Origin of the sequence: Hyphomicrobium sp. (genome assembly GCF_019753045.1) — a bacterium.
Lineage (GTDB): Bacteria > Pseudomonadota > Alphaproteobacteria > Rhizobiales > Hyphomicrobiaceae > Hyphomicrobium_B.
The window spans coordinates 123,150-135,375 of the sequence record NZ_JAIELN010000007.1; the positions used below are offsets into that span (position 1 = coordinate 123,150).

Consider the following 12,226-nt stretch of genomic DNA (forward strand, 5'->3'; position numbering starts at 1 on the left):
ATGCTGCTGACTTCCGTTCAAACGATCCGCGAAGAAATCGGTTTCGACGACATGAAGGACATCAACGCCGCCATTACGATGGCGTTGAATGCTGCCGAGACGCTAATCGCCTCAACTCTTCGTACGACGTTTGAACGGAAGACAGTCACCGACCGCTTCTGGGTGCCGGAGCCGAGCTTCGTGCAAGGCGCGCACCGGCGGACCGAGTTTCTGCTGAGTGCCGGCTTCATCGCCGATACGCCCGCCATCACCGGCGGCCCAGCCAACATGCTCCTCGACAAGGAGAAGGGCATAGCCCGGGATTTTTCGACGTTCTACGTCCAGCAGATCGTGGAGTTCACGTACACCTGCGGGTTTGAGAAGTCCGACGAACAGAACGGCGAAGAGGCAGACACGTATAAGGACGTTCCGGCCTGGCTGCAGCAAGCGGCGAAGCTGAAGACGCTGCTCCTCGTCGCCAAGCTGCCCGCGGTAACGGAAGCCGGTATCAGCCTCGAGACCAACCTGCTCGACCAGCAGTACGCCTCGCTGATCAACTCGCACATCCGATACGCACCCGCCGCAATTCTGCCGATCTGAGGCCGACGTGGCGACAGACATCAGTTTCCAACTCGAGTTCCGCAACAAGCGTTTCAACGCGGCGTCGAAGGGGCTCGCGGCTTTCGCCAAGGAGCTGAGCGCCAGCTGGGATGGCTCGGCGCAGGTGCTGAGCTCGGAACTCAAGGACTTCCTGCAGTCGGTCGCTCAGGCGCTGGCCGACCGTCACAGCAGCCCCTGGCCGGGCGGCACCGGCAAGCAGACGCTCTCTAGGCGGTCCGGCAACTTGACGGCCTCGATCCTCGGCTCCGTCCGCGTCGAAGGTACGGCGTGGGCCAATATCGAAGGCCACATAGCCGCCGCATTCCCGGGTGTCGTCCACGAGTACGGCGCAACGATCCGCCCGAAGTCGGCGAAGTTCCTGACCGTCCCTCTGCCTGCCGCTCTCGATGGACGCGGCGTACCCCTGAAACGCTCGGCCCGCGATTGGCAGCACACGTTCGTCGCCAAGAGCCGTGCCGGCAACCTGATCATTTTCCAGAGGCGGGGCTCGTCGGTAGTCCCGCTTTACGTGCTGAAGACCGAGGTCAAGATCCCGCCACGGCTCGGCATGCGGACGACGCTCGACGCGGGCATCCCGTATTTCGTTGACCGCGCTGCAGACCAAGTAGTGAAGGCGATGCTCAAAGGAGCGAGCGCATGACGACGATGACCGGCGACAGCATCAGGCTGCGCATACTGAACGCTATCAAGGACGCCGCCAAGGCGATCGATGTGCCGGACACGACCGATCCGAATTACGTGGCAGGTCCGGCGGACTGGCCGTTGAAGTTCTCGACCGTGGCGCTCGGTCCGCTGGGAGACGAGGACAACCGCAAGCGCTACTCGCTCGGCATCGTGCCGGGACCTGAGAAGCACTCGCACCTGTTCCCGTTCATCGTCTGCGATCAGCAGATCGGCCTCGAGTTCCGGGCGACGAAGAACAAGGGCGACGACGATCCGCTGGTCATGGCTGAGCACCTGATGACAGTCGTCAAGCGCCTCGCCCTGAAGGACAAGCAGTGGACCGGTCTCGCGATCGACACGGAGCTCGTCAACAACGAGATCGACCTCGTGAGTTTCGGGGACCGCTCGATCGTCGGCGTGCTTTTCATCGTGGTCAAATACCGCCACTCGCAGTTCGATCCGAGAGATCCAGACGCCAGCATAATCTGAGCTGGGCCGATTACGCACCGGACGCCGTGACTTTCGTTGCGCTGTATGTGCATTTGCAATTAATTGCAATTGTCAAGACAGCGAGGAGAGATCCGTGCGCAAGCCTGTTCGCCTAGCGAAGAAGCCCGAAGAAAAGCTCGAGAAGGAAGTGCCCGAACCCACGCTCGTGGACGAGCCGTTCCTGCCGAACATCATTTTGGCTGAACCCGTGAAAGTCGAAGCGCCTGCTCCGGCTCCCAAGCCTGTCGCCAAAGCCGCTACTGCACCGCAGCCCGTCAGCCAGAACAACGGCGACGGCTACGGATCAGGCGGCGTCTATCGGTCCATCGGAGGCGGCAAGCGCATCAAGTGCTGACCGCCGCACCAACCAAGGAAAGGTGCTCCTAAATGGCTATCAAAGTTAGAAGTTCGCATTTCGTCGGTACGTCGAAGGTCTTCGGCCGTGAGAAGGACGCTCTTGCAGCCATCCTGCGCGGCCTCGCAGCCGACAACGCGGTGATCGCCGTCAGAACGGCTATCGCTGACGAGTCGCTCGCCATCTCTGGCCTGAAGTTTACCGACAACTCGACCGGTACTGCAGGTACGGCCGTCGGCTCTCCTGCGCTTCCGAAGGAGGCTATCGCTGCAACCGGTTCGCTCGGTGCCGATCTCGCGGCGTTCAACGCTGCCATCAGCAAGTTGACGAACGCTATGGCCGTCATCACCGGCCGGGCGAACACGCTCCGCGCTGTCGTCGGTCTGCCGAACCTCGTGTCTGCAGGTACCGTCGCAACCGCGGGCACGATCCCGGCACAGGACAAGTCGGTCGCGGGCGCCAGCGGCTCTTCGGCTGCTTCGTTCGTAAGCGCCAAGGCAGTCCTCGAGAAGGTCTCGGCCAACCTCGGTCGCCTCGTCGAAGGCGTCAACGACACGCTCGTTGCTTTCGGTGCCCCCGCGATCCCGACGGACGTCGAAGCTCCGATCTCGGCAACTGGCGTCCTATCGCCGGGTACCGCGGTCGCTGCCGCCGCCACCGGTTCGGTCGCTCTATCGAAGGCTGATGCCGACGCGTTCCTGGCAAAGACCGCGAACGACGTCGCAACCATCGCAGCACTCTGGGTCGCTCGCGTCGACACGCTCGCCGTCGCGCCGCTCAAAGTTGTCGCTGGCAAGTAACAACTCGCTCGAAAACGGAGAACTGAGATATGTCGGTTAAACTTACGCGACGGGCAGTCGTTCAGGCCCAGATCGAAAGCGCCTACGGCGTCCCGGAGACGCTCGGTGTCGACGACGGCCTCCTGGTCGCTGAGCCCGAGTACACCATCAACCCGACGACGCTCGAACGTAACATCGCGACGCCCGACCTTTCGCCCGAAGCCGTCGTGCTCGGCCGTAAGCTCGCGTCGATGACGTTCCAGACCGAGCTTCGCGGCAACGGTAAGGCCACCGGCAATGCTGCCGATGCGCCGATCATCGCCCGCCTGTTCCGCGCTTGCGGTTACTCGATGACGGAAGTCAAGTCGCCTGAAGTCCACGGTCCATTCCAGATCGGCCAGCATGGCACGGTCGTCGACTGGGCGGTTGCTTCGGGTACGGCGGCAACGGCTGTGCTGACCTTCACGGCTCAGCCTGACGACGCTGCCACCGTGGAAGTTGCGGGCAAGACTTACACGTTCCAGATGGCGCTCACCAACGTGGCCGGCAACGTCCTCATCGGCGCTGCTCTGGCTGACACGATCCAGAACCTGCTCAACGCCATCAACGGCGCTGGCATGCCTGGTACGGCCTACGCCGCTGCAACCGTCAAGCACGCGCTTGTCAGTGCGACCGCTACCGCAACCGCTCTCACGGTAACCGCCGTCTCGCCCGGTTCGGCCGGTAACGCGCTCACTGTGGCCTCGTCCGGCACAGACGCGGTCTGGGGAGCAACTACGCTCGCTGGCGGCACGAACGTCGCGTCGAACACAGACTTCATCGGTTACGCGATCGAAGTCGTAACGGGAGGTGCTTCGGGTGATGCCGAGGTGCAGGTCGTTGTCGCCGCTTCGCCGAGGCAGGCAGCTCACACGTACGGCCCGTTCGTCGTCACCAGCGGTCAGCCGGTAACTGTCGACAACGGCCTCGAGCTGACGCCGACCTTCACTGGCGATCTGGTCGTCGGAGAACGCTGGAGCTTCTGGCTCCTGCCTATCGGCCTTCGTCTCGATCCGGTCTCGGACAACTTCGAGTCCGTGACGCTCGCAATGAACAAGGACGGCGTGCTGCACACGATGCCGGGCGCCTTCGGTACATTCGAGATCACGGCAGAAGCCGGCCAGTACGCGTCGATCAACTGGACGTTCACGGGTACGTGGGTCGATCCGATCGACGCTCCGCTCGCGGTGCCGAACTACGAGAAGACACTGCCCGCTCAGGTCGAGTTGGCCCGTCTGCGTATCGACAACTTCTACGCCATCGTTGCCAAGTTCACCTACGACCAGGCGAACGAAATCAACGTCCGGCCCGACGTGTCGAGCGCTGAAGGCTACATCGGTACACGTATTACGTCGCGTGCTCCGAAGGGCGGCATCGATCCTGAAGCCGATAGCGTCGCCAACCACGACTTCTGGGGACGTCTCGGCGCTGCGAAGCGCATGCCGTTCCAGATGCGCGTGGGCAAGAACGCCGGTAACATCGTGTGGATGGTAGCGCCGTCTACGCAGTACACCGGCCTGACCTACCAGGACCGCGACGGCATCCTGTCGTACGATGCAGAGCTGAAGTTCTCGCGCTACAACGGTAACGACGAGTTCATGCTGTTCTTCATGTAAGTCGTGCAGTTAATTGCAAGAATTGTGAGAGGCTCGGGAAACCGGGCCTCTTCATTTTTAGGTAAGTATAATTTGGGGTATTTAATTGCACTCGTTCGGCACCGACCGACTTTAAGACGAAAGGAAGTTTCAACGTCTGAACGGTACAGAGCTAGTCATGAAGCAGGAAACAAAAGACGCGATTAAGGGAGTGGTGGTCCTTGCGGGTGTGGCCTGGTTCGTCACCGGCATCTACAAGGAGTTGAAGAAGCCGGACCCTATTCTGCAGGGCGATATACATCCTTGCTTTGCAGCTGGCGGTAAAGGCTTGGCCGCGGTCGAGGAGTACATTCGCGAGAAGCGAGGGACGCACGCCTACACGGTCACGATTTCCAACTGTGAAGAGAATGGCCAGCATCGTTGGACGGTGATCGCCAACGGCGACAAGATCGATTGGAAGCTCGTCAAGTACATGGGCTACTACGACCAAACGACATGCAAGCCGACGATAGACTGGATTGGAGGCGCCTAATGAGAAACATTGCAGCGGCACTGATCCTGCTTGCGACGCCAGCCATCGCTCAGGAGTTCGAGCCGATGGGCAAGGAGCAGGAAGCTGAAGCCATGCCGCTCCAACGGGAGCTGGCGACCTGCTGGAATAAGACGACAGCTAAGCCGTACAAGACCGATGCAGACCTCTTGCAGATGATCGAAGTCGACGTCATCGAGAAGTGCGGCTCGATAGCAGCGAGGCTCAAGGCTGTGCTCGGCACGTCCAGGATGGAAGCCTTCATCGCTGAACTGACGAACGCCACCTGGGCAACGCATCCGGGTTCAGAAGACAACCTGCTCTAGTGGCCTCTGAGTGACCCGCCCGGCTTGACCTGAAGAGCAAGGTCAGCGCCGAATGCCGCAATGAGCGGCTACGTCACCAAAGTCTATATCGTCCAGAAGTTTGATCGCGACGGCACACCCAGAGAGGTGATTGCCGCGAAGCTGACGTTTTCCTCCGCCCACCAGCTGGCGAAGGACAATGCTCCCGCCAAGGTGATCTTCGCGATCGCCGACAAGACCCTCCAGGTGAACGTCCCGGCGCACGAGTGAGCCACCCGATGTGCAATTAATTGCAAATGTCGGCTGTTCGGGTACGGTGCTGCATCGACAACCGCCAACAGCCCTGGAGGCAGATCATGGCAATTAAAGCGCTGACCCTGAGCGAGACGTTCGAGCATGTCTCGGATACCGACCCGAGCAAGATCAAGAAGACGGTACCGGTCGATCCCAAAGATCCTGCCAAGGGCACGAAGGAAGAAGTCACGATCGAGGAAGGTGCGACCGTATTCGGCCTGAAGCCGCTCGACGTGTTCCTGATGGGCCACATCTACGACAACGCCTCGACGCTCACCGGCAAGCAGGGCTCGGAAGACATCGGCATTCACACGCGCGTCAACCAGACGAACATCGAAGCCGTCAAGTTTGGCCTCGCGTACTTCAAGAACTTCAAGGACGAGAAAGGCAATGACCTCGTCGTGAAGCCTGTGAAGGCGCACGTCAACGGCCGCGAGTACGACGCGGCGTCCGACGAGACGCTCAAGCATCTCGGCAACCGGCTGATCGCCGAGCTCGCCCGCGAGATCAAAGAGAAGTCCGAAGTCACCAAGGACGACGAAAAAAACTCCGACTAGGCATCAGCGCGATCCGTCGGATGCCCGACCGGCAATGCACCGGTTGCACGCGACAGAAGGAATGGGGGTGCGAGGCCAAACGTTGGCGCACTCCCAATCCAGACGAACCGGACGGCAAGGAGAACTGGGTCAAGCCAGCCTACTTGTCCGTCTCGCTGGGGGATGAAGAAAGCTTCGCCTGCCCTCGGCAAACGATACGCGAACACCCGGCCGCCTGGTCGAAAATGCTGATGTTCTACTCGATGTTCTCGAAGGGGCATCTGCCGGACAAGGGAGCGATCGTCGACCAGTCGAACGTGATGATCCAGCTGTTCCGGATCATCGAAGAAGCGAACGCAGAATGCGATCGCGAGGAGAGAGAACGGGAGCAACGGCGCCAATCGCGTGAAGCGAACAAGCCCGGTGCCCGCAGAAGGTGAGGGTCAACGGTGGCGGCAAGCGCGGGAGAGCTCGAGTTCCTTGTGAAGATGCGAGACGATGCGTCCGCAGCTTTCAAGCGCTTGTCCGACGCCGTCAACCAGACCGCCAAGACGTCCGACACTCTCAGCAAGTCGAACGATAGCGCCGCCAAGTCATTCGATCAGCTCATTGCGAAGGCCAAGGAAGCCGCCGGCGCTCTCGCTGGCGTCTGGGCCTCGAACAAGGTCGCGAAGACCAGCATCGCCGCCTTCTCCGAGTATGAGAAGGGCCTGACGAGTGTCGCGCAGACCACGGGCCAGACGAAGGCCGGACTGGCTGAGTTCGAGGGCGAGTTCAACAAGCTCAGCAAAGAGCTGAACATCGTACCGGTCGACAAGCTGGAGCACTTCTCCGAGATCGCGGGCCAGCTCGGCCTGCGTGGCGCCAAGGACATCCTGACGTTCACGTCGAATGCCGCCAAGCTGTCTACCGTGCTGAAGGTCACTGATGACGGCGTCACTGCAATCGGCCGAATGCTGTTCGCAACCGGCGAGCTCGAGCACAAGGGCGGCCAGGCTGTCACCGATTTCGGTAACGCTCTTGCCGCCGTCAAGCCGCAGACCAAGGCGACCGCCGAAGAACTGGTTCAGTTTGCATCGTCTCTCGGCACGAACACGGCACAGTTCCGCATTGCGTCGGAGTCTCTGCTCGGTCTCGGTGCGACTGCGGCTCAGGTGAACTTGCCGCTGCAGGTCACTGGTACGGCTGTCGGCCGCGCTTTCACGCAGCTGAAGGACGCCGCGCTCTCCGGTTCGCAGGGCATGCAGCAGATTACGCGAGCGACCGGCGTCACGCAGGAGCAGCTCCAGGACCTGTTGAAGTCCAAGCCGGAGGAAGCCTTCCTCGTCCTGCTCGAGGCGATCAAGAAGACGAACAAGGAAGGGTCGTCGACCCCGTTGCTGGCTTCGCTGACGTTGCAAGGCGCCGAGTACAACCGCGTCTTCACGTCGTTGTCCGAGAACATCGACACCGTCCGAGAAAAGATTGCGCTAGCGAAGCAAGGGTCGAAGGGCGGCGGCACGCTCGACCGGATGTTCGGTGACTTCCAGGAGTCGACGTCCGGCTCAACGGCGGGCCTGACCCGCGCGTTCGAGGGTGTCGTCCGTGACATCGGCAAGGCGCTCGCCCCGCTGTACAACGCCATCGTTACGCCGATTACGGCCGCCTTGGACGCTGTCGACGTAGCGTTCCGCGCGTTTGACAAGGTGACAGCCGGCTGGGGTCCAACGATCGTCACGTCGCTGGCGGTTATCGGGCCGGGCATCGCTGCTGCTGTCGGCGCTATCAAGCTGCTTGGTCCGGCTGCGCTCGGCGTCCTAAAGGCGTTTTCCGGGTGGAATGCGATCAAGGCGATCGTCAGCACCTCGCTTGCCATACTGCCAAGCCTCATCGGCGGCATTACGACGGCGTTCGGCGTACTCCGCGCCGTCATTATGACGTTCAATCCGTGGGGCGCGCTCGCCGCTGCAGCCGTGGCAGCCGCCGTGCTGATCTACGAGAACTGGGACAAGCTCAAGACCCTGCTGCCCGACTGGCTGTCGAACTCTATCGAGTACGTTGGCAGGGCGCTGTCCGACCTGTGGAATTACATCAAGGACACGGTCAAGGGCTGGTTCGCCAGCGAAGCTGACAAGCCGGCGATCGGCGTGAAGCCCGATGAAAAGAGCCTCGAGGACACCAAGAAGAAGATCGAGGAGAAGCTCGGCGGCACGGAGCACAAGTTCACGCTCAACACCGAGCAGCTGAACGCCCTGAAGTCGCTGTCTCCGCAGATCGAAGGTCGCGTCAACCTGAACCTGCAGGATAACGCCCTCGAAGCGGCGCGCAAGCAGCTGAAGGCGGCAGGCGGCAAGTCGTTCGTTGAAGGAAACAGCGGGCTCACGGTAACGGAAGAAGACGTCCGTCGGGCCGAGAAGATTTACGAATACCAGAAGAAGATCGCTGAGAACCCGCTATTCGAGCAGACGCAAAGCCTGAACGACCAGATCGCTGAAGCACAGGCGCTCACGGCGGAAGCCAAGAACGAGCTGGAGATCCGCAAGGAGATCCGTGACACCGCCAACCGGACGGGTATCGAAGAAGAGAAAATTACCGCCGAGATCAGCTCGCGGATGCGTTTGCTGCAGCAGTCGCAGCAGCGTTCGGCGCTTATCGATCAGGCGCGGACGATCCAGGATCAGGTCCGTTCGCTAGGCGCTGTCACGGCGCAGGAGAAGTCGCGCGCCGACATCATCAAGCAGATCAATGATTTCGAACGCGAGCACGGCAAGCTCCTGGATGCCGACAAGCAGAAGCTCGTCGATATGCTGGCGACGTACAACCAGCAGGCCGAAGCCGTTCGCCTCCTGAACTCGCTAGATCCGCGCGGCCAGGCCGAGCAGCGCTACCAGTCGGAACTGAAGACGCTCGAGGTGCTGCGGCAGCAGAACCAGATCAGCGAGCAGATGTACCGCACGTCGGTGCAGCGTCTGAACTATCAGCGCTCGCAGAACGACCCGACGACGAGGCACATTCAGGACCTTCGTGATGAACTGCGTTTGTCGTCGATGTACGGCGACCAGCAGAAGATCGAGCAGATCGCGCTGCAGGAGCGGAATACGCTGCAGCAGCAGGGCGTCGTTCTCACGAAGCAGCTCAATGAGCAGATCGAGCGTTACGCCAAGGCGAAGGTCGAGGCTGACCGGGCGAACAACTCGGGCTTGCAGGGCTGGGCGAAGGCTCAGGGCACGATCGAAGACAACCTGAACAAGATCCAGGAGAACTTCGCCGACGGTCTTGCCGACGCGATCACCGGGGCTTTGTCGGGCCAGCGTGGCGGCTTCCGTCAGATGCTTGCGAACATGGGCAAGCAGATGCTCTCGATGGGCGTCCGCCAGATGATGGCGCAGTCGATCCTCGGCGCGGGCAACCCGGCCGGTAAGGCGGCGACCAACCAGGCGAACAGCGCGCTCAGCCAGATCGAACAGCTGTCGAAGTCCGGCATCAACGCGCCGCAAGCGACCGTCAACGCAACGACGGCGATCATCAACGGCCAGGTACAGGGTGCCGGGACCGGCGGTTTCGCGCCGTCTAACAACCAGATCAACCAGGGTGCGCAGACCCCGCAGTTCTCGCCGTTGCCGCCGGCTTCGAGCCTGTCGTCGACTGGACCGTCGTCGGCTATTCCGTCCTTGGCTCCGGCCTCGGCCGCGAGCGCGCTACCGTCTCAGGCGGCAATTACGGACGCGGCTCAGAAGGTAGCAACGACCGCTCTGCCGAACTTCGCGGCTTCCCCGGCCTTTGCCGATGCCGCAACGAAGGTCGCGTCGACGGAGCTGCCGAACTTTGCCTCGTCGTCCGCGTTCACGCAGGCCGCTGCCGAAGCGACAAAGGCGACCAGCCCGGTCTTGAAGGACATGTCGGGTGATGCGTTGAAAGCGTTGCCGGCACAGCCCATTCCGGCAACGGCTCCGTCTCAGATTGCGGCGGGTTCAGAGGCGATGAACATTCAGCAGGTCAACGGCCTGAAGAGGTTCGGCGCTCCGATGAAGCCCGAGAACTTTGTCGTCCACCACACGGGTCCGGGCATCAAGACGCCTGACCAGCTCAACAACGTGCTCAATGCGCGCGGTCTCGGCGTGCAGTACACGGTCGACCGTGAAGGCAAGGTCTCGCAGCTGACGCCGCAGCCGAACAACAAGGCCTCGCACACGCTGCCGTCTGACCTCAACACGCAGAGGCATCCGTTCCAGTCGCTCGGTGCCCCGAAGGGTGTCTCGAACGACAACTCGATCGGCATCGAAGTCATGGCGGCCAACGACAAGGCCGTGACTGAAGCGCAGAAGGTTGCGACCGCGCAGCTCTACGAGAAGCTTCAGAAGGAGTATCCGAGCCTCAAGAACGTCTACGGCCACGGTCAGGTGAACCCCGGCCACAAGGAGCCTGATGAAGGCAAGACGATCACCGACTTCATCAAGCAGAAGCAGGGGCTGAAAGATCAAGGCGTCACGCAAGCGCCGACCGCCGCTTCGCAGGCTCAGCCGGTACAGCTCGATAAGGGCAGCCTGGACGCTCTGACGAAGGGTGCGATCCCGCCGAACGCCTATGACCGCTCGATCCCGGCGACGATCCGCACGAACAATCCGAGCGGTATGTGGCCGGCCGATTGGCAGAAGGGCAAGTACACGGACCTGCCGGGCCAAGCGCTGCGCGATGGTCAGGGCAACAAGATCGCCCAGTTCCCGACGCCGCAAGCCGGTGCCGCGGCTCAGTTCGATCTGCTGAACCAGCCGAAGTACGCTAACAAGTCGCTCGACAGCGCGATCTACGGCTGGTCTGGCGGCAACAATTCGTCGTCTTACTCGCGGACGCTTGCCAACAAGATGGGCGTCACGGGCGATACGCGCCTTGGCGACATCACGAAGAACCCTGACAGCGCCATCATGCTGGCGAAGGAGCAGGCGCGCTGGGAGACCGGCCGTCAGTACCCGATGTCGGACGATCAGTGGCGCCAGGGCTACCAGCTCTATCAGCAGAAGAACGGCCTCGGTGGGGACATGGCCGGTGGTGCGGCCGGTGTCGACACTTCGCAAGTCAACGAGCAGATGAAGCAGTTGAACACGACGATGCAGCAGACCGGCACGTCCGTTCAGACCGCGGTTCAGCCGATGAAGAGCCTCGAGCAAACGACCCAGACGGTTGGGCAGGCATCGCAGCAGGCTCAGACCAGCATTCAAGGCATAGGCACGTCAGCTCAGTCGGCCGGCACCGCCGCGACGACCGCGTCGCCTTCGTACATGCAGCTCGGCATGAGCGCTCAGCAGTCCGGAACGCAGGCACAGTCGGCCGGATCGCAGTTCCAGTCCGCTGGCTCGCAAATCCAATCGGCAGGCTCCAGCGCGCAAATGGCGGGCTCCTCGGCCGGTGGTGCAACGGGTGGCTTCGGAGACCTAGGTGGTTCGCTCGGTGGCTTGATGGGTCCGTTGTCCCAGGTGCAGGGCGGCATCGGCTCCTTCGGCTCGTCGATCATGGGTCTCGTCCAGCAGCTCATGTCCGGCATGGGCGGCATGGGTGGCGGCGGTGGCGGCTTTGGCGGACTGTTCGGAGGACTTGGTGGTCTCTTCGGCTTCGCTGAAGGCGGCGAGATCAGCGGCAAGGGTACAGGCACGTCAGACTCGATCCTCGCCCAGGTGTCGAACGGCGAGTTCATCGTCAACGCTGCCTCGGCGCAGAAGAACCTGCCGCTGCTGCACGCCATCAACAACGACAATATGCCCGGCGACATGCCGAAGTTCGCAAGCGGTGGTGAAGTCGGTGGGAAGTCCTCGGGCCTCGGTATCGGGGAACGGGCGATGACGCGTGGCTCGGCCCAGCCGTCTGCCCAGATTGCGGCCCTGTCGAACCAGGTCGCAACGCTCAGCAAGGTCGTATCGAACGGTAGCGGCCGCGGGGATCGCGTCTCGAACATCAGTCAGAACATCACGGTCAACGCCAACGACGCCGGCAGCTTCCGCCGCTCGGAAGGTCAGCTGACTTCGGATGCCTTCCAGAAAATGAACAGAGCCGCTCGACGCAACGGCTAGT

At 61.8% G+C, this 12,226-nt stretch carries 12 protein-coding genes; all 12 read left to right on the forward strand.

The window, feature by feature from the left end; genetic code table 11:
- The 12 genes from K2Q04_RS09135 (at nt 1) to K2Q04_RS09190 (ending at nt 12,225) form a co-directional block, all read left to right on the forward strand.
- Nucleotides 1-579 (forward strand): hypothetical protein, encoded by a 579-nt coding sequence (locus tag K2Q04_RS09135; protein ID WP_291162227.1) that lies wholly within the window; start codon nt 1-3, stop codon nt 577-579.
- Between the two features lie 7 nt (nt 580-586).
- Nucleotides 587-1,240, forward strand: coding sequence for a hypothetical protein (locus K2Q04_RS09140; RefSeq protein ID WP_291162230.1), 654 nt, complete (start codon nt 587-589; stop codon nt 1,238-1,240).
- Entirely contained in the window at nt 1,237-1,752 is a 516-nt protein-coding gene (locus K2Q04_RS09145; RefSeq protein WP_291162232.1) for a hypothetical protein, read from the forward strand. Before K2Q04_RS09140 ends, K2Q04_RS09145 begins: the two co-directional genes overlap by 4 nt.
- Before the next feature lie 94 nt (nt 1,753-1,846).
- Nucleotides 1,847-2,107, forward strand: a complete 261-nt coding sequence (locus tag K2Q04_RS09150; RefSeq protein ID WP_291162235.1) for a hypothetical protein — start codon at nt 1,847-1,849, stop codon at nt 2,105-2,107.
- 32 nt (nt 2,108-2,139) lie between these two features.
- Nucleotides 2,140-2,907, forward strand: a complete 768-nt coding sequence (locus K2Q04_RS09155; RefSeq protein WP_291162238.1) for a hypothetical protein — start codon at nt 2,140-2,142, stop codon at nt 2,905-2,907.
- Nucleotides 2,908-2,936: 29 nt separating this feature from the next.
- The gene (locus K2Q04_RS09160; protein ID WP_291162240.1) at nt 2,937-4,541 is read left to right on the forward strand and encodes a hypothetical protein; all 1,605 of its coding nucleotides are present in this window, start codon (nt 2,937-2,939) and stop codon (nt 4,539-4,541) included.
- 157 nt (nt 4,542-4,698) lie between these two features.
- Entirely contained in the window at nt 4,699-5,052 is a 354-nt protein-coding gene (locus K2Q04_RS09165; protein ID WP_291162244.1) for a hypothetical protein, read from the forward strand.
- Nucleotides 5,052-5,375 (forward strand): hypothetical protein, encoded by a 324-nt coding sequence (locus K2Q04_RS09170; protein ID WP_291162247.1) that lies wholly within the window; start codon nt 5,052-5,054, stop codon nt 5,373-5,375. The genes K2Q04_RS09165 and K2Q04_RS09170 overlap by 1 nt, the downstream gene beginning before the upstream one ends.
- 60 nt (nt 5,376-5,435) lie before the next feature.
- Complete coding sequence (locus tag K2Q04_RS09175) at nt 5,436-5,624, forward strand: hypothetical protein (protein WP_291162250.1); 189 nt, start codon at nt 5,436-5,438, stop codon at nt 5,622-5,624.
- Nucleotides 5,625-5,710: 86 nt separating this feature from the next.
- Nucleotides 5,711-6,205 carry a hypothetical protein gene (locus K2Q04_RS09180; RefSeq protein WP_291162253.1) on the forward strand — a complete coding sequence of 165 codons (495 nt, stop codon included), beginning with the start codon at nt 5,711-5,713 and terminating at the stop codon, nt 6,203-6,205.
- Nucleotides 6,206-6,225: 20 nt separating this feature from the next.
- Nucleotides 6,226-6,624 carry a hypothetical protein gene (locus tag K2Q04_RS09185; RefSeq protein ID WP_291162256.1) on the forward strand — a complete coding sequence of 133 codons (399 nt, stop codon included), beginning with the start codon at nt 6,226-6,228 and terminating at the stop codon, nt 6,622-6,624.
- A gap of 9 nt (nt 6,625-6,633) precedes the next feature.
- Nucleotides 6,634-12,225 (forward strand): phage tail tape measure protein, encoded by a 5,592-nt coding sequence (locus K2Q04_RS09190; protein ID WP_291162260.1) that lies wholly within the window; start codon nt 6,634-6,636, stop codon nt 12,223-12,225.
- Nucleotide 12,226 lies beyond the last annotated feature (1 nt).

What these genes read in the sequence shown, in the direction of transcription:
- K2Q04_RS09170 (WP_291162247.1), top strand. Translation starts at nt 5,052, where the DNA reads ATGAGAAACATTGCAGCGGCACTGATCCTGCTTGCGACGCCAGCCATC.
- K2Q04_RS09185 (WP_291162256.1), top strand. Translation starts at nt 6,226, where the DNA reads ATGCCCGACCGGCAATGCACCGGTTGCACGCGACAGAAGGAATGGGGG.
- K2Q04_RS09155 (WP_291162238.1), top strand. Translation starts at nt 2,140, where the DNA reads ATGGCTATCAAAGTTAGAAGTTCGCATTTCGTCGGTACGTCGAAGGTC.
- K2Q04_RS09160 (WP_291162240.1), top strand. Translation starts at nt 2,937, where the DNA reads ATGTCGGTTAAACTTACGCGACGGGCAGTCGTTCAGGCCCAGATCGAA.
- K2Q04_RS09145 (WP_291162232.1), top strand. Translation starts at nt 1,237, where the DNA reads ATGACGACGATGACCGGCGACAGCATCAGGCTGCGCATACTGAACGCT.
- K2Q04_RS09165 (WP_291162244.1), top strand. Translation starts at nt 4,699, where the DNA reads ATGAAGCAGGAAACAAAAGACGCGATTAAGGGAGTGGTGGTCCTTGCG.
- K2Q04_RS09175 (WP_291162250.1), top strand. Translation starts at nt 5,436, where the DNA reads ATGAGCGGCTACGTCACCAAAGTCTATATCGTCCAGAAGTTTGATCGC.
- K2Q04_RS09135 (WP_291162227.1), top strand. Translation starts at nt 1, where the DNA reads ATGCTGCTGACTTCCGTTCAAACGATCCGCGAAGAAATCGGTTTCGAC.
- K2Q04_RS09180 (WP_291162253.1), top strand. Translation starts at nt 5,711, where the DNA reads ATGGCAATTAAAGCGCTGACCCTGAGCGAGACGTTCGAGCATGTCTCG.